Below are 19,854 nucleotides of genomic sequence, written 5' to 3'. Positions count from 1 at the left end.
ATATGGAGGAAAAGATGGAAAGGAAGCTTGCAATGGTCGGTCTTGGCTATGTTGGCTTGCCTCTTGCGCTCACGTATGCGCTGGATGGATTTCAAGTCTCCGGAGTCGATATTGACCCGCGTCGTATCGAGTCGATCAAGACATCTTCGCTCGGAATGCACGAGGACTTCGACGGCATACCGGTTAACGACGTCCTCCGAACGTGTCTTGCAAATGGCAGCCTGAACGTCACCAGCAAGTTCGACGAACTCCCGAAGGACGTGGCGACCTTCATTATCACAGTTGGCATCCCCATCGACCATGCATGGTCCCTGGACATGGGCATGCTCACGGGTGCCTGTACCGAGCTCGGCAAGCTGCTTAAGAGAGGGGATCTCGTCATCTGCCGGTCCACCGTACCTGTTGGCACGACTCGCGGCCTCGTGCTCTCGACCTTGGAGCGCACAAGCGGCCTCGTAGCCGGCACCGACTTTGATCTCGCATATTCGTCGGAGCGGATAGCTGAAGGGCACGCCTATGATGAGTTCCGCAATATGCCACTGGTCGTCGGGGGAATTAACGGAAGAAGTCTCGACCGCGCGATCCAGGTGCTCGGAGCCGTCAACCGTGAACCCGTCTTCAAAGCGTCCTCCATCGAACTTGTGGAAGCGGCGAAGATGTTCGAGAATGCTCAGCGGGACGTCAACATTGCAGTTGCCGACCAACTGGCGCGCTTCGCGAATCACTTCGACATTCCCACGTGGGAACTGGTTGAGGCCTGCAATACCCACTCAAGAGTCAAGATTCTCATGCCTGGCATCGGCGTCGGGGGGCACTGCATCCCCTATGCCTCGCCCTATCTGTTCGGTTCGCTCTCAAGTCAAGACGAATGCGACGACCTGCTGCCGACCTTCATCTCTGCGCGTCAGGCGAACGCCGCTCAGCCTGGTTACATTGCCGGGCGCATGTCGAGGAGGATGGGTGGGCTCGCGGGCAAGCATGTACTGTTCGTCGGTATCGCCATGAAGGACTACTCGGACGATGTAACTGGGAGTCCAGCCGTCGACCTTGCCACGGCGCTTGCGAAGGCGGGAGCCGAGGTGCGTGTTCTCGACAGTGTTGCTGAGGTGCCCAGGGAATTCGGACGCGAGACGGACATCGATGCGGGCTCGTTGTGGGCAAACGCACTCGTCCTGCCCATCCGACAGGGCAATGTGGACTATGAGCGCGTAAAGAAGCTCGTTGTGGTAGCAGCTGGCCGCCTGATTCTATGTGACTTCAGGGGAGTGTTCGAACATGACGCCGACGTCCTCCAGCAACCCTGGTACGTTCGTCTGTAGAACGCAGACGCGCCCTCCGGACAATGGCTGAACGAATCCACGTCGCCGGTATTCCGGTCGACAACCTGGACATGGACGAAGCTCTCGCTGCTGTCGAGGGCTTCGTCGCGTCTGGCACCCCCCATATGGGTGTAGCCATCAATCCTGAGAAGGTTATCAAGGCCAAACGGGACAAAGCTCTTGAGAAGGTCCTGCGCAAGAGCGACCTGAATTTCTGCGATGGCATAGGGATCATGTGGGCTTCGCGCGTGTTCTACCACAAGCGTATCAAGACCCGGGTCACCGGTGTCGACCTATTCTTGCGGCTGCTTGAGCTGGCAGATGCTCATGGATGGCGGCTCTTTCTTCTTGGATCACGCCCGGAAGTACTCTCCAGTGTCGTGACAATCGTGGAGGAGAGATACCCTGGCCTCGTCGTGGCCGGTTCACACGACGGATACTTTACTGTTGCAGACGAACCCGGCCTGGTTGCAGAGATCGCCGCTGCCAAGGCGGATATCATATTCGTCGGCATGGGCAGTCCCAAGCAGGAGAAGTTTCTTGCCAGCAACTTTAGCGCGATGGGCGTTCCGTTTGCCATGGGTGTGGGAGGAAGCTACAACGTCCTGTCGGGCGAGTTCAAGCGCGCACCTGCCCGCGTCCAGAGACTCGGCCTTGAGTGGCTGTACCGGTTTGTGCTTGATCCCAAGCGGCTGCCTCGCATCCTTTCGCTTCCGCGGTTCGTCGGTATTGTGCTCCGGTCACCTCGGGAACATGTCGACACCATCGACTTCTTTGGCATTTCTATCAGCAACAGGGATATTGACGAGCTTCTCGAGATAGCCGACGGTTTCGTCAGAAGCGGAGTGCCTCATCTCGTCGTGACGCTCAATGGCGAGATGGCAGCTCGTGCGTTCAGAGACGCTGAGTTTCTCGAGATTGTCCAGCAGGCGAATCTTGTCATTGCCGACGGCGTTGGTATCGTATGGGGAGCGCGTATGCTGGGCCCGCGCATTGAGAACCGCATACCCGGCATCGAGTTCTCGGGTTCTCTGTTGGCACTCGCCGAGCGCAAGGGTTACCGCGTGTACTTCCTCGGTGCAAAGCCGGATATCGTCGAGCGGGCCGCCTCCAACGTCATGACCCGTTATCCTGGTCTTCATGTCGTCGGTTTCCATTCCGGCTACTTTGACGCAGCAGAAGAAGCGCACCTGATCCAGGAAATTATGGCGGCACACGTCGATATTCTCCTGGTCGGCATGGGTGGAGGAGCCCAGGAGAAGTGGATCTGGCACCACCGCGACATGGGTATCTCTATCGCCATTGGCGTAGGCGGCACATTTGATGTCTGGAGCGGACTTGTCCGCCGAGCGCCGCGATTCGTTCAGAAGACCGGCACGGAGTGGTTGTACAGGCTGGTTGTCCAACCAAGCCGTGTACGGCGCGTAGGGAGTATCTTCTACTTCATGTTCCGCGTGCTTGCACATCGTCGGACACCATCCAGGAGCTAGATGACCCGAATCCTTGTCCTCGGCTACTATGGCTTTGGCAATTTCGGCGACGAGCTCATTCTCTCAGCTGTACAGGACGAATTGACGAGTATCGAGTGCGAAGCCGTGTTCGCGGTCAATAAACCGGGTCAGTATACCAGCCCCGTCTGCCCGCGACACACGCTCATCGACCGACATAACCTGGCAGCAATGAGAGCAGCCCTCAGGACGTGCGACTATGTGATGCTGGGTGGGGGAGGGCTGATCCAAGATGTTACCAGCTGGCGAAGCAGCCTGTACTATCTGGGAATTCCCCTGCTGGCTGCGCTGAACAAGAAGGGGATCCTCTCCTACGCACAGGGTGTCGGTCCTGTCAGGCGGTCATGGATCCGGCGTCTTGCGAGGACCGTGTTTGGCCGTATGTCCCTGATAGATGTGCGCGACGACGCTTCGCGAGACTTCCTGCTCGCTAGCGGGATTCGAACGCAGGATATCTGCGTGTCATCCGACGTTGGGCTTGCTTATCTCGTCGCGCTACGCGGTACAGCTCTCGTGGCGACTCGTCGCACGTCCGGGATCGTTGCCTGTGTCAACCAACGGTTCGGGTGGACGCCCGAGGAAACAGCCTCGTTTCTGGACTGCCTGGGGTCCCAGTCATCTACCCAGCTGGATCTGGTCGTGCTCTTTCCATCGGCAGACCTGGCATTCACACGCGCGGTCCGGGACCGACTACTAACGCCGTCAGAACTCATCGTCTCGCCTCAGCCACTGGCGCTGCTGGACCTCTGCAGTTCCGCCACATTGACGGTTGCGGGCCGATACCATATGGCTACCGCAGCGGTCGCTGCACGGTCTCCCCTGGTAGCGCTAGCGTACGACCCTAAGGTCTCCCAGCTGGCCGACTGTTGTGGCTTCGATGCCTTCCTACCAGGAAACTCGCCGCAGCAGGCCGCTCGGCGTGTTCGCACCGGAAGCGTCTCGCCTGTGGCCGAAGAGTCCATCGCGCGAATCGGCCAGACCAGAACGGACCGCATCGCCCGGCTGAAGGCCGTTCTGGAACGTCGGAACCCGTGAGCGTTCTCTCGGTTCTTCGCCAAGTCCTCGCTGACAAGGCCTGTTTTCTCTGTGGCGAGGAATCGGACCTCCCTGTCTGCCCCCGCTGCGCCTCTTCATTTCGACGATGCGACCCGGGATGGAGCGATAGCCATCTCGCCGCCGGTCCGGCGTCGGGTTTCTCCGCGTACTGGTATGAAGGAACATTGCGACAGGCTATACTGCAGATGAAGGTACAAGGTGAGTATCAATTGGCCGGACAGCTTTCTGGCATGCTGGCGAGCCTCGCAAGAACCCTTCCACTGGGAGACCGGCCGGTTTTTGTCCCCATTCCGCGGTTCGGCGCCCGGGATGAAAGAGACCCTCGTCACTTCCCCCACGTTGCATGCAGAATACTCTCCCTCGGTTTCACCGGCGACTCCGGTAGTGGCCTTCTGCTGAAGACCCGTCGCACGCCTCTTCAGACACAGTTGTCGGATAGGGAACGCCTGAAAAATGTCGATAGCGTGTTCGAACTTTCATCAAACGCGCCCGACCAGCTGCGCGGCAGGACCGTCGTCATCGTGGACGACGTCCTGACAACAGGAGCTACCGTCTATGCCGCCACGAACGTCATCCTGCAAGCATGTCCCCATCAATGTCTGTACTTGACCCTCGCTCGTAGTCGGGCTACAATACGGTCAGGCTTATGAAGGCAAGAGCCGAATCCGATGCAAAGGGAGGCACACATGAATGTAGAGCATAAATCTAAGACGCTTGAGATCCCTCCGCGCATTCTTGCCTATCTGAACGAGAAGGTCAGTCGGTTTGACAAGTTCTTTCGCAAGGAACCCACGCTCGGTGCCAATCTGAACCTCCTGCGAGGTAAATATACATGCGAACTCACACTTGAGGTCTCTGGCCGCATCATCAAGGCTTCAGGACAGGGACCGGACATGGAAGGTTCTATCGATGCTGCATGCGACAGGCTCGATGTGCAGATTCGCAAGTTCCACACCCGGGTCTTCCGGAGGGACTTCAAGGCGGTTGCTGAGCTCAAGGGTCTGTTCCAGTCCGAAGTACCGGTAGAAGATATTGAGGAATCTCCTGAAGGCATCGTGAAGCGCAAGGAATTCGAGGTGCTTCCGATGTCTGAAGAAGAGGCGATCCTTCAGATCGAGATGCTGGGGCACCAGTTCTTCGTCTATCGGAACGCCTTGTCCAACAAGGTCTGTGTTCTGTACAAACGTACTTATGGGGGCTACGGCCTGATCGAGATTGATTGACCAGACGAGACCCCTGATTGTTGCTACGACACTGGCGACTATCACTTTAGCTTTGGCGCCGCGGTCTGACGAACGATGCCAAAGCGGTGTTCTGCTAGCGCCCATGCTGGAAGGCCGAGCTCTGTGACAGTCCATCAAGCCAGTGTAGTGTCTGTGTTGCAAAGTCCGGTAGTTCATTTCGTGGAGGTACCCCTCTGATGGGATTGTTCAGCTCATTTTCCCCAGCTGCCCGCAAGCTCAAGACATATGACGCGATGGTTCCAGGAATCCTTCAACTCCAGCCGGCGTTGGCCGAGCTCGACGATGAGGGCTTGAAGAAGTATGGAGCCGAGCTCAGAACAAGGGCTGCTGCAGGCGCCACCGAGACCGAGCTGTTACCTGAAGCCTTCGCACTGGTGAGAGAGGCCTCCCGCCGTCTCATAGGGTTGGAGCACTTCCCCGAACAGCTCCTTGGAGGCATTGCGCTCTATTTCGGCAACATCGCCGAAATGAAGACGGGCGAAGGAAAGACGCTTGTAGCGACGTGTCCTCTGTACCTCAACGCCATCATGAGCCACCGGGGCCACCTTGTCACCGTCAACGACTACTTGGCCAAGCGTGACCGAGCTTGGATGGGGCCCGTCTATGAGTTCCTTGGCATATCGGTCGGCCTCCTTCAGAACGACAGCTCTCCGGAAGAGCGCCACGCTGCCTACGCAGCCGACATCACCTATGGCACAAACAACGAGTTCGGCTTCGACTACCTGCGAGACCATATGGCTGGCTCAGAAGACGGCATGGTGCAGAAGGGGGCTCTCGATTTTGGCATCGTCGACGAGGTCGACAACATTTTCATCGATGAGGCTCGGACAGCTCTTATCATCGCCGGCCCCGGTGGTGACTCGGACGTACCGTACTACGAGGCTGCGGCATTCGTCAAGCGACTGAAGGGGACGGTTCGCTCGGAGATGGCCGCCGGTGACAACGAGACACCAGAGGGCTCCGACTACGTGTACGACGAGAAGCACAAGACAATCGATCCAGCCGAGGATCTGCTGACCCGTTTTGCCCATGCTGCCAGGATTCCCGAGGACAAGCTGCTGAAGGAGCAGGCCACGTATGGCAAGATCCTTCGCAACGCCATCAGAGCTCAGATCTTCTTCAGGAAGGACAGTGAGTACATCATCAAGGACACAGAAGTCATCATTGTCGATGAATTCACGGGTCGGCTCATGTATGGGCGCCGTTACTCCGAAGGGCTGCACCAAGCCATCGAGGCAAAGGAAGGGCTCAAGGTCCGCGAGGAGAGCCAGACGCTGGCGACCATCACGATTCAGAACTTCTTCAAGATGTACCACAAGCTGTCTGGGATGACAGGAACGGCGCTCACAGAGGCAGACGAGTTCAAGGAAATCTACGGACTTGATGTCCTCGAGATTCCCACGCACCGTCCAGTGGACCGCCAGGATGCCGACGATGAAGTGTATCGGTCTGAGCGTGGCAAACTGGACGCGATTCTCCGCGAGATCCAGGCACGGCATGAAAAAGGGCAGCCCGTCCTCGTAGGTACACGTTCCGTCGAGAAATCCGAAGGGCTGAGCCATGAGCTGAAGAAGCTTGGCATCAAGCATCAGGTCCTCAATGCCAAGTATCACGAAAAAGAAGCCGAGATCATCGCCCAGGCAGGTCGCAAAGGCTCGGTCACTATTGCCACCAACATGGCGGGCAGAGGTGTCGATATTCTGCTCGGGGGCAATCCTGCTGCTCTTGCTCACGCCGCTGCTATTGTTCGTACCAAAGCTGACCCCAAGAAGCAGCCGGAACAATACGCAGAACAGTATGCGGAACAGTACGCCAAGCTCTTTGCAGAGTACAGTGGGTCATGGGCGAAGGAACATGACGAGGTCGTAGGTCTGGGAGGTCTCTTCATCCTGGGGACCGAGCGCCATGAGTCGCGTCGCATCGACAACCAGCTCCGGGGGCGCTCGGCCCGGCAAGGGGATCCTGGTGAGTCGAAGTTCTTCCTCTCGGCAGAAGACGACATCCTGCGCATCTTCGGTGGCGACCGCATCCAGCGCATCTTCGAAATGATGAAGGTCGAGGAGTCGATGCCCGTGAATCATCCGCTCCTCTCGAAGACAATCGAGATGTCCCAGAAGAAGGTCGAGTCCTACAACTTCGATGCGCGCAAGAGCCTCCTTGACTACGACAACGTGCTCAACAAACAGCGCGAGGTCATCTACGCGGAACGTGACAAGGTTCTTGCGGGAGTCGACCTTGCGGACGAGGTGCACGAGTTCATCAACGAACAGGCCGAAACGACTGCACAGCAGGTCGTCCAAGCGCAACGAGCCGATGAGGCGGATCTTGGCAAAGTCTACAATGACCTGGTCCTGGATGCCTTTGGCAGACCCGTGGAGATGACGCTCGAAGAGTTGACCGACCTTGTTGAACACCGTGACGCTGAACAGGCGCTCACCGCCACGATTCAGGACCGTGCCGAGGCTATTTACCGCGAGAAGTACAACAGGTACGGAGAGAATGTCATGCACCAGATCGAGCACTACTTCTTCTTACACACTATCGATAGTGCATGGAGGGACCATCTTCTTCAGATGGACGACCTCAAGGATGGCATCGGCCTGCGTGCTTATGGGCAGCAGGACCCGGTCATTGCCTATCAGAAGGAAGGATACGATCTCTTCAATGTGCTGATGGACCAGATAAAGCACGATGTGACAAGGGCATTGTTCACCTTCGAGCTGCAACCCGCACAACCAGAGAAGAAACATGATCGATCTTGAACCGCTGCGCAGGCGTGTTTCAGAGTGTGAGTCACGCGTCTCCGGACTTTATCAGCCTGGCTGGCTGGCGAGCCGGCAGGCGCGGCTGGAAGAGCTGCGGACCAAGACCACGGCTGCCGGCTTCTGGAATGACCAAACGAGCGCAGCAGAGATCATGGGTGGCATCGCGCGCATCGAGGCAGACATTGCTTCCCAGCAGAAAGCATTGTCTGGGCTGGACAACGCTCGGACTGCCATCGAGCTCCTTGTCGGGATGCCGGACCCCGAGCTGGAGCGGGAAGCTGTCGGCACCATTGAACATCTCGAGCATGACCTGCAGATTCTCGAGACGACGGCCTACTTCAGCGGTCCCTATGATGCGTCCAATGCCATCTTGTCACTATCGAGCGGAGCGGGTGGAACGGATGCACAGGATTGGACCGAAATGCTCATGCGTATGTATATCCGTTATGCCGAACGACAGGGTTTCGAAGTACTCGTGACAGACTACATGCAGGGTGAAGAGGCAGGCATCAAGGGTTGCACACTGGTTATCAAGGGACAGTACGCCTATGGTCTTCTGATGCACGAAAAAGGTGTTCATCGCCTAGTCCGCATCAGTCCTTTCGATGCGAACAAACGTCGCCACACGTCGTTTGCGGCGGCAGATGTCATCCCCGAAATCCCAGAAACCAGCGCGGACGCCGACATCCCCGAAGGTGATCTGCGCATCGACGTCTATCATGCGTCAGGTCATGGAGGCCAGAACGTGCAGAAGGTTTCTACCGCTGTTCGCATCACACACATTCCGACGGGCATTTCGGCCAGCTGCCAGAACGAGCGCTCGCAGCTGCAAAACAAGCGAATGGCAATGGCCGTCCTCAAATCCAGACTGTTTGTGCAACGGGAGCTGCAGCGGGATGCCCAGATTTCGGAAGTGCGCGGCGTCTTCAAGTCAGCTGAATGGGGCAACGAGATCCGGTCGTACGTCCTGCAGCCGTACAAGCTGGCCAAAGATCACCGCACGGGACTAGAAAAAGGAAACGTTGATGCAGTTCTCGACGGCGACCTGCAGGACTTCATCCTTGCCAGCGTGCGACATGACGCGGAAGATCGTCGTTCGAGCGATTCGTGACGTCGTCGGCATAACGATCGGGTGTTTCGTCTACGCCCTTTCGTTTGCCCTCTTCGTCATCCCTCATGATCTGGCTCCCGGAGGCGTCTCGGGACTTGCGATCATTGTGAATCACTTCTTCAAGGTCGTTCCCATCGGCGCGACGATCATCATCCTCAATACTCCACTCTTCCTGCTGAGCCTCAAGAGGCTGGGAAAGGCATTCCTGTGGCGTTCTGTGTACGCAACCATCGTCTCGTCACTCCTTATCGATGCGATCGTGCCGTACACGCATGGCTTCCACGTGGACATGCTGCTCTCGGCGGTCTACGCCGGAGTCGTCATGGGCATCGGGATTGGCATCATCTTCCGCTTCTTCGCTTCCACCGGCGGCACCGATCTCCTTGCTCAGATGTTGTCCGAACGCGTAGGGCTGAGTTTCGGAACGACTCTGCTGATCATCGACACAGTCATCATTGCCTTCTCGGGTATCGCATTCCGGAGCGTTACGATACCGCTTTACTCAATCGTGTCGCTCTATATCTCTGCAAAAGCCATCGACCTCGTGCAGGAAGGAATCTCTTTCTCCAAGGCAGCCTGGGTGGTCAGCAACCAACCGGAAGCCATTGCCGGCAAGGTCATGGTCGAACTGGATCGCGGAGTGACGAAATTCACTGCAGCTGGCGGCTTCACGGGCGAACGCAAGGAAGTCGTGTTCTGCGTCGTGCCCCAAAGCCAGATATCGCATCTCAAGCAGATCGTCCATGAGGTTGACCCTGATGCCTTCGTGGCCATCATGGACGTCACCGAGACTCTGGGTCTCGGCTTCAAGGAGCTGGGTACACGATGATACAGATGTTGAGCGTCTCAAAGAGATATGACGATGGATACTATGGTCTAAGGGATATCACCTTCAAGGTAGGCCCTGGCAAGTTCGTCTTTCTGACAGGTGAGTCGGGCGCAGGAAAGAGCACGGTTCTGCGGCTCATCTATCGTGTCGAACGGCCGACGAACGGTACCATCCTGGTAGATGGAGCGGACACGGCAGCAGCTCATGGCGGCTCCCTGACGTCTCTGCGACGGAGAATCGGTATGGTATTCCAGGACTACATGCTGCTATTCGACCGCTCCGTGTACGAAAATGTGGCGCTGCCACTAGCTGTCCGAGGCGTGGGCAAGCGGACCATCAGCCAGGAGGTGGACAAGTACCTGGACCAAGTCGGCCTCGCAGGATACCAGCGTCGCATGTGCTGTTCGCTGTCCGGGGGGGAGAAGCAGCGTGTTGCCCTCGCTCGCGCGCTCATCGCAAAACCTGACATCATCCTCGCGGACGAGCCGACCGGGAACCTCGATCTGAGCAACGGAGAGAAGATCGTCGAGGTCCTCCATGACGCCAACCGTCAGGGTGCTACCGTCTTCATGGCTACCCATGATCTATACCTCGTCCAATCAACGCGGCTGCCGTTCGTGCGGCTCCGCGGTGGACGAAAGGTCGAGGAGGGCAACTTCTGACATGTTTACCTTCAAGCAGACACTGCAAGACCTTGTGAGACATCCTTTCCGCACTCTCCTCGTTTCAATCCTGATAGCTGTACTGATGGTCGCTAGCGCCGGCATCTATGCAATGTCCATGGACGTGCGCCACACCATTGTGGAGATCGAGGGCACACACTCCATCAACGCATACCTTCTGGCCGGCCTGGACCAGACTTCCATCCAGACTCTTCTTGAGCAGATGCAGAAAGACGAAGCCGTTGCCCGTGCGGAATACGTGAGTCCCGCAGACGGCCTCAAGAAGCTTGAGACTCAGTATCCCCAGTTCGCAAGCGTATTTAGCGACCTGACACACAATCCGATTCCACCTCTCATCCGGGTCTATCCAGTCTCCATGCAAGGCATCACCGGCTTGGCTGCGGAGCTTCGTTCTCTTGCAGGCGTTCAAAGCGTGGAGTATGACGAAAGCTCGGTGCAGGGGATGGCCAATGCGAACGTGTTTGTCCACAGCCTCCTGCTCTACATGCTGGTTCTCGCCAGTTTTCTCTTCATTGCGGGTTTCTGCCTCATGGCATTCAGCATCATCAATGGCAAACGAAAAGAGACTGCAGTGCTGAGCGTGGTCGGTGCCAGCAGCCTCCAGGTTCTTCTCTCAACACCCGCCCACCTGGTCGCTGTCTGGGCGCTCGCGTCAGTCCTCTTCGCCGTTGTCCTCCCCAGTGTTATCAGGTATTCCACGACACGCCTCAAGGCGTCCTTTTCGTGGGTGACACCCGAGCCTGCGGGAGTCGTCTATGCTGGGGCCGCCTCCGCTGTTGTCCTGGCCTCCCTGGCTTGCCTCCTTCTGGCCTGCGTCATTGCGACGCTACTGGCGTACCGCATTGACGAGGAACAGCGTCGAGAGGAGACGCTTCTCGAATGAGAACCCTGAAGGTTCTCACTGCCCTTGTCCTGATTCTCTCCCTTTTTGTGGGCGGCTCCGTCTTCGCTCCTCGCGTCGAAGGAGATCTCACGAGCGACCTTAAGGCCGCCCAGCAGAAGATGAACCAGCTGAAGACACAGCTTCAGGCGATTCAGAAGCTGATCAAGGAGAACAAGTCGGCCAAGTACAACCTCCTGAGTCAGCTGACCTCTCTCAATGACCAAGTGGATCAGTTGGAAGGCGACATAGGGGAGATCGATAGCAGCATCGCCCAGCTCGAGACCCTCCTCACCAAGACAGCGGCTCAGATCGTCATCAGAGAAAAGCAATGCAATGAGCTGTCAGCAGGTATCGAGTCGTCGATCGATCTCCTCTACCACGTGTCCAACCTCGATGTCGCAGGTCTCCCTTTCACAGGTGGAGATCTTAACGCCACTGTCGAAGCTCAGCAGGGGGTATCAGCTGTCCTTCAACAGATCACGGGGTCTCTGTCTGCGGTGTCTACACAGAAACTCGCTCTGCAATCGGACCGCGCCGCCTATGCACAGACGAAGAGCCAGCTGGAACAGGTGTATGCGCTCAAGAAACAACAGGCAAGCCTTCTGGCAGAGCAGAAAGCAGCCACACAGCAGACCCTGAACTATCTGGCAGCCAAGAGTACTCAATTCTCCGCCGATGACAAGCGCATTCAAGACGAAATCAAGCGGGAAAACAAGCTCATCGACCAGATTGTCGCTGAGATCGATCGGCAGCAGCATCCGGGCAATGAGCCGACAGGCAAGCTTCTCTGGCCCATACCCGGCAGCATTCACATCACCGAGCTTTTTGGGATGCGCCACGACCCGATCAACGGTGTCTGGGAGATGCACAACGGCATCGACATGGGCTGTCCGATGTCGACGACGCTGCTTGCTCCCGCTGACGGCGTTGTTGAGTACGAAGGGAGATTCTCAGGGTATGGTAACATGCTGATGCTTCAGTGTGGCCAGCACATGACCCTGGTCTTTGGACATCTCAAGTCGTTCATTGCCAAAAAGGGGCAGTCCGTGAAACGTGGTCAGGTGATAGCCCTTACAGACAACACAGGCTGGAGCACAGGCCCTCATCTGCACTTTGAGGTCCGGATCGATGCCACTCCAAAGAATCCGATGCTCTATCTTGGGCCAAAACCGTAGCGCTCACTGCGAAAGGAGATTTCCATGCCATCCAGAAAATCCTCGCTTCTCATAGTAGTAGCTGCACTTCTCGTCGTTGTGATCACGTTCTGGGCAGGATTCGTTGCCTATCCGTTTCTTGCACCACGCCTGACAGGTTCTTCCCGGCCATCGTCTGTCCAGACGACCATTGACCGCGAAACCTACCTCAAGCTGTCTGGAGACATCTATGACACGCTCAGCCTGCAGTACTACCAGAAGGTGGATGCGGAGAAGCTCCTCAAGGGGCAGGTTGCCGGCCTCGGCGACCCGTACACGGAGTTGTTTACGCCTGCTGAGGCGGCGGACTTTCGCGAACAGCTGTCTGGTGAATACGTAGGCATTGGCGTCGTCATCACGCCGAGCGCGAAAGCTGACGCTATCGAGATTGTGAGGGTGTTTGCCGGTACGCCTGCAGAAGAGGCTGGGCTAAAACCTGGAGACCTTATCGACAGCATAGACGGCACGACAGCTCGGAAACTGGACCTCGACACCGTCTCTTCTCGTGTCAAGGGCAAGGTGGGTACCTCCGTCGGATTGAAGATCGAACGTGCCGGGACACTTCTCGACTACACTGTTGTGCGGCGCCAGGTTGAACTCCCGGTTGTCGAGAGTCGCATCATCGGGAACAAGGTTGGCTATATCTCCGTCTCCTCGTTCAGCTCTGGTGTGGCTGTGAAGTTTGCCCAGACGCTTCACACGCTCGAGGACCAGAAGATTGCAGGACTGGTCATCGATATACGGGACAATGGAGGCGGCTATCTGAACGAGTGCCTCGACATGCTGTCGAACTTCATTCCCCATGGGACAGCTTTGTGGACGAGGGAGGCCGGAGGCGAAGTAAACCCCGTGACCGTCAATGGTGGCAGTGTCGCATTTCCGATCGTCGTCCTGGTCAACGAAAACTCTGCGAGCGCTTCCGAGATCTTCTCGGCTGCAATGCAGGAAAACAAGGCGGCTCTCGTCGTGGGAACCACAACGTTTGGCAAAGGACTCATCCAGCGAAGCTGGGACCTCACAGAAGGATATGAACTCAAAGTAACGGTCGAGGAGTACTATACGCCAAACAAGAACACGATCCAGAAGAAAGGGCTGACTCCCAACGTCGTCGTAGCAGATCCGGCCCCCGCACTCTTTGGAACGCTCCCGGGCGATGGCCAGCTCGCACGCGCCGTCCAGACGGTAGAGGAAGGAAAGCGCCCATGATTGTCGTAGTATCTGGTCCTGGAGGCGTCGGCAAGAGCACTGTCGTCGCGGAACTGTTGCGGCGCTACCCAGATATGCAGCGCTCGATCTCAGTGACGACGAGGGCCCCCCGACCGGGGGAAGTGGACGGCATCGATTATCACTTTGTGACCGAGGAACAGTTCACAGATTGGATTGACAAAGGGCTGTTCGCAGAGTATGCTAATGTATGTGGTCATCGCTATGGGACGCTGAAGTCCTCGCTTGAGGCTGTCAGACCGCAGGAGATTCTCGTCCTGACCATTGATATTCATGGCGGTCCCAGCATAAAGCGCCTATTCCCGGGAGCCCTTATGATTTTCCTCAAGCCCCCGGATGTGATGGAACTTGAACGTCGTCTGGAGTGCAGGGGCTCCGAAACACCCGAAGAGATGGCTGAACGCATCGAGCTTGGTCATTACGAGATGACGTTTGCCAAGGACTACGATTACATGGTCACGAACCGCCACCTTGAGACCACGGTCGACATTGTCGACAGCATAATCCGCAGTGTACTGCGGAGATAGGAGTTGTGCATGGACGAGCAGAAAGAACAGCCTACCCAACAGCCAGAGCTGGCAAACCTCTATCTGGAGACGTTGATTGCGAAAGTTGACACGAACAAGTATCGGCTCATTCGTCAGCTTCTCGATACATCACATCAGTTGCTCGAAGAGAAGACCGACCCACTTCGCGAGCCTGTTGACGACATCCTTCGGAAGTCCGCCGGCCGCATGGTGGCTGCTGCAGAACGCGACGTTGTGAACCCCGTCATCGAGGACGCCAAAACGAAGCGGTAGCGCATCCTGAAGTCCGATCACTTGCGAAGAAACGCCAACCACCCCGTACAAGCGTGCGGGGTGTCGACAGCTTGCGAAAGGAGAGACCTATGGACAAGAATGCGCGCACCAGTCAGACCGTAGAGTTTGTGACGATCGGGCATCCCGACAAGGTCGCGGATCAGATATCGGACGCGATTCTGGACGATCTGCTTGCGAAGGACCGATACAGCCGCGTTGCCTGTGAGACATTTGTCACACATGGTCTGGTAATGGTCGGGGGAGAGATAACCACCGAGGCATTCGTCGACGTCGACGGCGTCGTCCGGTCGACTATCGACAGCATTGGTTACAATGACCCGAAATATGGGTTTGACGCCAAGACCTGTGCGGTCGTCAACGCAATTGGCCGCCAGTCTCCAGACATTGCCCAGGGTGTCGACGCAGGTGGGGCCGGGGACCAGGGCATCATGTATGGCTATGCCACGGACGAGACGCCCGAGTATATGCCGCTACCATACGAACTGGCGCGCAGGCTTACGATGCGTCAGGAGGAAGTCCGGCAGCAGAATATCCTTGACTATCTGGGGCCGGATGGCAAGAGCCAGGTCACGCTGGAATACGATGGCGACAAGCCCGTGTACCTGCGTTCTGTCGTCCTCTCGTCTCAGCACCTCGATACCGTTCTTGATCCCGAGAATCCCTCACGAATGTCGAATCAGGCTCGTGAGGAGATCATCGAGAAGGTCGTACGGCCATCGTTGCCGTCCGACCTTCTCGACAGCAAGACCAGGATCTTTGTGAACCCAACCGGCAAGTTTGTCGTGGGCGGCCCACAGTGCGACACGGGCATGACGGGCCGCAAGCTAACCATCGACACCTACGGGGGACGTATCCCGCATGGCGGAGGAGCTTTCTCTGGCAAGGACCCCACAAAGGTGGACCGATCGGCCACCTATCTTATGCGGTATCTCGCGAAGAACATCGTGGCAGCCGGTATTGCCCATCGATGCCTTACTCAGGCGGCTTATGTCATCGGTCAGAAGGACCCCGTTTCGTTCGAGCTTTCCTTTGAAGGCACTGGCGCGCTGCCCGAGTCGATCGTACGAGACGCCGTAGCGAAGAATGTCGAAATGACTCCCGCTGCCATCATCGACTATCTCGGCCTTCGCAAGCCCATCTACCGCCAGACGTCCATGCACGGTCACTTCGGACGTCCAGGATTCAGCTGGGAAGAACTTGACCTGGCTCGAGAACTCAAGAACTGGCTCAAGATCTAGCCCGTGATCGGCAGTTTCGCCGTTCTGACGCAGAGAGGTCCGTTTTCGCGGAACCTCCTTGCGTACGATCTCGGTTCGGTTGAGGACAAACCGGAACCAGGAACGTGGTTTCTGGTTCCTTTTGTGCACGATGTCGCGCCTGCCCTGCTCGTGTCGACATCTGTTCTCGAGGGTCCATGGTCCGAGACAGGGGCGCTCCCACTCCCTGCCCTGAGTGTGTGCTCAGCGCCTGGCATCTATCCGGCGCTGGGGCCTGATGTGGCAGCGCTTCAGCATTCTCTCGAGAGACAGGTCCTTGGTTGGGAAGATGCCCTCGCGATTGTCCGTTTCCTGCAGGCATCTCAACCGCATGACCGCAACAAGGCTCGCCTGACCGCACCCGAACCGGCACTGCTTCTGCACAATCTGCAGGTGATGGCCGCGCAGGACCCCTCCTTTTCCACAACCACCGCTCCAGTGCGCCAACTGCTTGCAGATACTGAAGCCACTGCTCATCTACAGAGCGCGCTCTGGAAACTGTCAACCCCCGCAAGACGCAAGCTCTATGAACAGGGATTTGTTGTCGACGGCGGACTAGCCGGCACCGAGCCACGAGTGTCCGGCGCATGGAGCGACCACAATGATCCACAGCTCATTGTCGGATCATTCGTGGACAGGGCGACTCGCTTTCGCCCTGCCATAGAAGCCGCGATCGCAGGCGGTGGCAGCGTTGCCCTGATCGTCAGCTCAGACGTGCTCGCGAGTCTGTACGAAGGGCTCCTGTCCCGCGACTGGAGCATCCCAGTTGTCCGTTGGCCCTCAGTCGGCGCCAGACGCTTTCGTGGCGACCGCCACTCGACCGTCTGGCTGAGCACCCGTCAGTTCTCGTCGTTGATCCTCCCGGAAATCGCACTTGTTGCCGTGGATCTAGGGATCCCCGGGGAGTGGCCCTTTTTCTGGCAACACTTTTCGCTCAGAAGTCTTCTCAGTGTTGCAGCTGACATGAGCAAGGTACACGGCATCCCGTGTCTGGCTGGCGTGAGTGCGCCCACACTCTCAGTGCTTGACGCCTGTGGCGTCCCGACAGACTCTGCACTGGGGTCAGAGGTCGAGAACCCTGCCCACGTGTCTGCTACCTTCGTTCTTCGGAGTCAGAACGCTGCCTCGGAGAAACAGACTGGGCCTTCGGGGGTTCTCCTCGCACCCACGATGCGCCTCCTCCGGCAAACCTACGACCAGGGCAAGGACTCCATGCTTCTCCTCAACATCCGCGGTTTCGCGACGCTGATCGAGTGTGCGGAATGTGGGTATACGGCAACATGCCCTGACTGTGGTGCGACGCTGACCCTGGGGGGGGACAGGAAGAGGCTCTTCTGCAAACAGTGCGGTCATTCGGAGGCTCCGCCCGATCTTTGTCCCAACTGCCAAGGGACACAACTTCGGTCACGAGGGTATGGCTTGGACCGCCTCGCCCGTGAGCTCCAGCGTACGTTTCCGGTCTCAGCCGTCCAGCTGATGATACCCAGCGACGACACCGTAATTCAACAGAACACTGGTCCGTCGCTGTTTCTAGGCACATATGCCGACGCCCAGCGCATCGCCGTCCTGAAGCCTGCGCTCGTTGTCTTTCCCGACGTGAGCGTCGGACTCCGACACCCGGTGTTCGACAACATCGAGCAGCTGGCCGTCGTCGTCCGTGGCGCGGTAGCAGAAACCGCGCCAGGCACTGTTCTGATCCAGCTCGACCGCCGCTCCACAGGCCTGCGAAGCGTTCTCGACGGTACTGAGACCATGGCAGTCTTCCTTGAGAACGAGAGGGAACAGCGCCGTGAGCTGTTGATGCCACCTTTCGCACGCCAGTTCGTCGTACGAGTCTCGTCTCGTGGCACCAGCCCCGATGTGGACGCAATAAGCAGGGACTTGGGGACCGCCCTTGCTGCGGAAGGAGTGGATTTCCGCGGACTGCACGCCGATCTGCTGACAGTCTCAGCTCGAGCAAGAGTCCTCTCTCTCGAGTTCCGTGCCGACTCCTTGCAGGCGGCCCTTGGACTGCGTGTCGGCACCGCACTCGCTCGCAATAGACACTTTCAGAATGCTGCCATCCGGGTATACTGATCACATGAAGATCGTGCTGATTGGCAGTCCCATCCTTCGCAAGAAGGCACAACCCATACGGAAGATGACGAGAGAGCTTGTTCATCTGGCCAAATCGATGGAAGATGTCATGAAACCGACAGGAGTCGGCTTGGCTGCCCCTCAGATCGGCCTTAGCCAAGCGTTCTTCATCTATAATGTCGGAGAAGGACTCCATCTCGTGGCGAACCCTCAGATCTTGGAGCGCAAGGGATCAGCAAGCGCTGAGGAAGGCTGTCTCAGCGTTCCGGGTGTTTATGCTCCAATCGACCGTGCTACTGAAATCACGCTGTCATACCTGGACCATACCGGCAAGAGACGCGTCCACAAGTTCCTCGATTTTGAGGCTCGCGTGATCCAGCACGAGTTCGATCACCTCCAGGGCATGCTGTTCGTCGATCGGATCACTGACCCGTCCACGATTTCCGTGCAGGAAGGAAGTCCTGTTGCCGCCGCACTCACTCAAACAGTCGAGGGAAAGGGACAGCAGCTCTGACGATGGCCTTGGACGCTCCCCGCATCGCTGTCTTTGGTTCGTCATCGATTTCGGTCCCGGTTTTCGAGACCATCAGATGTCGGTTCCACGTCGTCCTTGCGGTCGTGTCAGAGAAGCCGCGCGTCCGCCGAGGCAAGCTCCTGGCCAACCCCGTACAAGAGTGGGCGCAGTCCCACTCCATCCCTGCGCTCAATGGCGCAGAAACCCCTGGGGAGGTACTGACAAAGCGACTGGTCGACGATGCCGTCGACATTCTGTTTCTGCTTTCGTATGGAAGACTCCTTCCGCAGGCTCTCCTGGATGCACCGCGTCTCGCCTCCATCAACCTCCACCCGTCCCCGTTGCCCTGGTACCGGGGAGCAGCTCCTATTGAACGCCAGATCATGGACGGCTGCAGACAGTCAGCGGTGAGCATCATTCGCATGAACGGCCTGCTGGACCAAGGCGACCTCCTGGCTCAGGAACCGTTCACAATTGCCGACTCGGATTACCGCACCGATGTCGAGGCGTCTATCGTCCGGGTAGGCGCACCACTTGCCCTGCACGTCCTCGACCAACTGTTGCACAGGTCAACAACGCTGCTGCAACAAACCGGCGCGGGTTCCTACGCGCGCAAGCTCAAGTCTGACGACGAGCTCATCGACTGGTCAGGTTCGGTCGTGCAAGCATACAATCTTGTTCGAGCTCTTGCCCCTGAACCATGTGCGTGCACTTTCCAGGGAGCCGACCGGGTGAAGATCCTCAGGGCTATCCCTTTGTCTGCACACACCGACCTCCCCGCAGACGCCCTCTGTGGTACGGTTGCGCAATTTCTGCGCAAGCGTGCCGCCGTTCGCTGCGACGACGGATGGCTTGAACTTTTGGAACTCCAGTTTCAGGGGAAGGCTCCCATGTCGACGGCCGACCTCCTGAATGGTCGGCGTCTTGTCCCCGGAATTGTCCTCCGCCGAAACCCATCTGCCTAGACTTTCCCTTCTCGAAGATCGGCCCAAAGTTATCCACAGTTGGATCCCTGGTTCACAAAGATTGATTTGTATACCACGATTCTGATCAGTCCATAGTCTCGAAAATCCAGGCCAACCAGAACCAGGTATTCATTTCGAAACCACACCGACGTGTTTTGGTTTCCGAGCATACTGCCCAAACACCGAATCGTGGACAGCCTCCGAAAATGCTTCTGCCTCCTCCAAGGATTCGAATGACCGATGGACGCAAACGTCCCACTTCCCTGTGTCTTTCTTAAAAAAGATCCCCGGATAAGAGCTGTACTTGTTCCAGCCTGGCCGGTTTTGCATGTTCTGTTCGTGTGTTGCCCAACGAAGGTTCACCTTCCTATTGTCCAAGTCGTCTCCGTTTATGTGATCTGCCATAG

The 19,854-nt window shown here is 57.4% G+C and carries 18 protein-coding genes; 17 read left to right on the top strand and 1 reads right to left on the bottom strand.

Annotated elements, in window-relative coordinates; translation table 11 throughout:
* Positions 1-14: 14 nt before the first annotated feature.
* From SMC7_RS03440 to SMC7_RS03355, 17 genes are all read left to right on the top strand, one after another.
* Positions 15-1,319: a nucleotide sugar dehydrogenase gene (locus SMC7_RS03440; protein ID WP_165845110.1), complete on the top strand. Its 1,305-nt coding sequence runs from the start codon at positions 15-17 to the stop codon at positions 1,317-1,319.
* A 23-nt stretch (positions 1,320-1,342) separates the two neighbouring features.
* Entirely contained in the window at positions 1,343-2,809 is a 1,467-nt protein-coding gene (locus tag SMC7_RS03435; RefSeq protein WP_119088976.1) for a WecB/TagA/CpsF family glycosyltransferase, read from the top strand.
* Positions 2,810-3,862 (top strand): polysaccharide pyruvyl transferase family protein, encoded by a 1,053-nt coding sequence (locus tag SMC7_RS03430; protein WP_119088975.1) that lies wholly within the window; start codon positions 2,810-2,812, stop codon positions 3,860-3,862.
* Positions 3,863-4,569: 707 nt separating this feature from the next.
* Positions 4,570-5,106: a ribosome hibernation-promoting factor, HPF/YfiA family gene (hpf, locus tag SMC7_RS03420; RefSeq protein ID WP_165845109.1), complete on the top strand. Its 537-nt coding sequence runs from the start codon at positions 4,570-4,572 to the stop codon at positions 5,104-5,106.
* Positions 5,107-5,303: 197 nt separating this feature from the next.
* Positions 5,304-7,889 (top strand): preprotein translocase subunit SecA, encoded by a 2,586-nt coding sequence (secA, locus tag SMC7_RS03415; protein WP_119088972.1) that lies wholly within the window; start codon positions 5,304-5,306, stop codon positions 7,887-7,889.
* A complete protein-coding gene (gene prfB, locus SMC7_RS03410; protein WP_119088971.1) occupies positions 7,876-9,003 on the top strand; it encodes a peptide chain release factor 2 in 1,128 nt (375 codons plus the stop codon). The genes secA and prfB overlap by 14 nt, the downstream gene beginning before the upstream one ends.
* Positions 8,969-9,832: a YitT family protein gene (locus SMC7_RS03405; RefSeq protein ID WP_165845108.1), complete on the top strand. Its 864-nt coding sequence runs from the start codon at positions 8,969-8,971 to the stop codon at positions 9,830-9,832. The genes prfB and SMC7_RS03405 overlap by 35 nt, the downstream gene beginning before the upstream one ends.
* Positions 9,829-10,494 carry a cell division ATP-binding protein FtsE gene (locus tag SMC7_RS03400; protein WP_119088969.1) on the top strand — a complete coding sequence of 222 codons (666 nt, stop codon included), beginning with the start codon at positions 9,829-9,831 and terminating at the stop codon, positions 10,492-10,494. The genes SMC7_RS03405 and SMC7_RS03400 overlap by 4 nt, the downstream gene beginning before the upstream one ends.
* 1 nt (position 10,495) lies before the next feature.
* On the top strand, positions 10,496-11,398 hold the full coding sequence (locus SMC7_RS03395; protein WP_119088968.1) for a cell division protein FtsX: 903 nt from the start codon (positions 10,496-10,498) through the stop codon (positions 11,396-11,398).
* A complete protein-coding gene (locus SMC7_RS07530; protein ID WP_119088967.1) occupies positions 11,395-12,573 on the top strand; it encodes a murein hydrolase activator EnvC family protein in 1,179 nt (392 codons plus the stop codon). The genes SMC7_RS03395 and SMC7_RS07530 overlap by 4 nt, the downstream gene beginning before the upstream one ends.
* Before the next feature lie 24 nt (positions 12,574-12,597).
* Positions 12,598-13,797 (top strand): S41 family peptidase, encoded by a 1,200-nt coding sequence (locus SMC7_RS03385; RefSeq protein ID WP_119088966.1) that lies wholly within the window; start codon positions 12,598-12,600, stop codon positions 13,795-13,797.
* Entirely contained in the window at positions 13,794-14,342 is a 549-nt protein-coding gene (gmk, locus tag SMC7_RS03380; protein ID WP_119088965.1) for a guanylate kinase, read from the top strand. The genes SMC7_RS03385 and gmk overlap by 4 nt, the downstream gene beginning before the upstream one ends.
* A gap of 9 nt (positions 14,343-14,351) precedes the next feature.
* On the top strand, positions 14,352-14,615 hold the full coding sequence (locus SMC7_RS03375; RefSeq protein ID WP_119088964.1) for a hypothetical protein: 264 nt from the start codon (positions 14,352-14,354) through the stop codon (positions 14,613-14,615).
* 89 nt (positions 14,616-14,704) lie between these two features.
* On the top strand, positions 14,705-15,874 hold the full coding sequence (metK, locus tag SMC7_RS03370; protein ID WP_119088963.1) for a methionine adenosyltransferase: 1,170 nt from the start codon (positions 14,705-14,707) through the stop codon (positions 15,872-15,874).
* A 3-nt stretch (positions 15,875-15,877) separates the two neighbouring features.
* Positions 15,878-17,968: a hypothetical protein gene (locus SMC7_RS03365; protein WP_119088962.1), complete on the top strand. Its 2,091-nt coding sequence runs from the start codon at positions 15,878-15,880 to the stop codon at positions 17,966-17,968.
* A gap of 4 nt (positions 17,969-17,972) precedes the next feature.
* Positions 17,973-18,482: a peptide deformylase gene (gene def / locus SMC7_RS03360; RefSeq protein WP_165845107.1), complete on the top strand. Its 510-nt coding sequence runs from the start codon at positions 17,973-17,975 to the stop codon at positions 18,480-18,482.
* A gap of 2 nt (positions 18,483-18,484) precedes the next feature.
* Positions 18,485-19,447: a methionyl-tRNA formyltransferase gene (locus tag SMC7_RS03355; protein ID WP_119088960.1), complete on the top strand. Its 963-nt coding sequence runs from the start codon at positions 18,485-18,487 to the stop codon at positions 19,445-19,447.
* A gap of 129 nt (positions 19,448-19,576) precedes the next feature.
* On the opposite strand, the gene SMC7_RS03350 is transcribed toward SMC7_RS03355, so the two are convergent.
* On the bottom strand, positions 19,577-19,854 hold a 278-nt coding region (locus tag SMC7_RS03350; protein ID WP_119088959.1), incomplete at its 5' end, for an HNH endonuclease.

The organism is Candidatus Cryosericum terrychapinii, from assembly GCF_003570925.1.
Classification (GTDB): Bacteria; Caldisericota; Caldisericia; order Cryosericales; family Cryosericaceae; genus Cryosericum; species Cryosericum terrychapinii.
The sequence above is the reverse complement of the archived record's forward strand: the minus strand, read 5'-3'. Positions and strand labels throughout refer to the sequence as shown.

Bases quoted from the DNA above. Each gene is read 5' to 3' on its own strand.
- SMC7_RS03440 (WP_165845110.1), top strand. From the start codon at position 15: ATGGAAAGGAAGCTTGCAATGGTCGGTCTTGGCTATGTTGGCTTGCCT.
- SMC7_RS03435 (WP_119088976.1), top strand. From the start codon at position 1,343: ATGGCTGAACGAATCCACGTCGCCGGTATTCCGGTCGACAACCTGGAC.
- SMC7_RS03430 (WP_119088975.1), top strand. From the start codon at position 2,810: ATGACCCGAATCCTTGTCCTCGGCTACTATGGCTTTGGCAATTTCGGC.
- hpf (WP_165845109.1), top strand. From the start codon at position 4,570: ATGAATGTAGAGCATAAATCTAAGACGCTTGAGATCCCTCCGCGCATT.
- secA (WP_119088972.1), top strand. From the start codon at position 5,304: ATGGGATTGTTCAGCTCATTTTCCCCAGCTGCCCGCAAGCTCAAGACA.
- prfB (WP_119088971.1), top strand. From the start codon at position 7,876: ATGATCGATCTTGAACCGCTGCGCAGGCGTGTTTCAGAGTGTGAGTCA.
- SMC7_RS03405 (WP_165845108.1), top strand. From the start codon at position 8,969: ATGACGCGGAAGATCGTCGTTCGAGCGATTCGTGACGTCGTCGGCATA.
- SMC7_RS03400 (WP_119088969.1), top strand. From the start codon at position 9,829: ATGATACAGATGTTGAGCGTCTCAAAGAGATATGACGATGGATACTAT.
- SMC7_RS03395 (WP_119088968.1), top strand. From the start codon at position 10,496: ATGTTTACCTTCAAGCAGACACTGCAAGACCTTGTGAGACATCCTTTC.
- SMC7_RS07530 (WP_119088967.1), top strand. From the start codon at position 11,395: ATGAGAACCCTGAAGGTTCTCACTGCCCTTGTCCTGATTCTCTCCCTT.
- SMC7_RS03385 (WP_119088966.1), top strand. From the start codon at position 12,598: ATGCCATCCAGAAAATCCTCGCTTCTCATAGTAGTAGCTGCACTTCTC.
- gmk (WP_119088965.1), top strand. From the start codon at position 13,794: ATGATTGTCGTAGTATCTGGTCCTGGAGGCGTCGGCAAGAGCACTGTC.
- SMC7_RS03375 (WP_119088964.1), top strand. From the start codon at position 14,352: ATGGACGAGCAGAAAGAACAGCCTACCCAACAGCCAGAGCTGGCAAAC.
- metK (WP_119088963.1), top strand. From the start codon at position 14,705: ATGGACAAGAATGCGCGCACCAGTCAGACCGTAGAGTTTGTGACGATC.
- def (WP_165845107.1), top strand. From the start codon at position 17,973: ATGAAGATCGTGCTGATTGGCAGTCCCATCCTTCGCAAGAAGGCACAA.
- SMC7_RS03355 (WP_119088960.1), top strand. From the start codon at position 18,485: ATGGCCTTGGACGCTCCCCGCATCGCTGTCTTTGGTTCGTCATCGATT.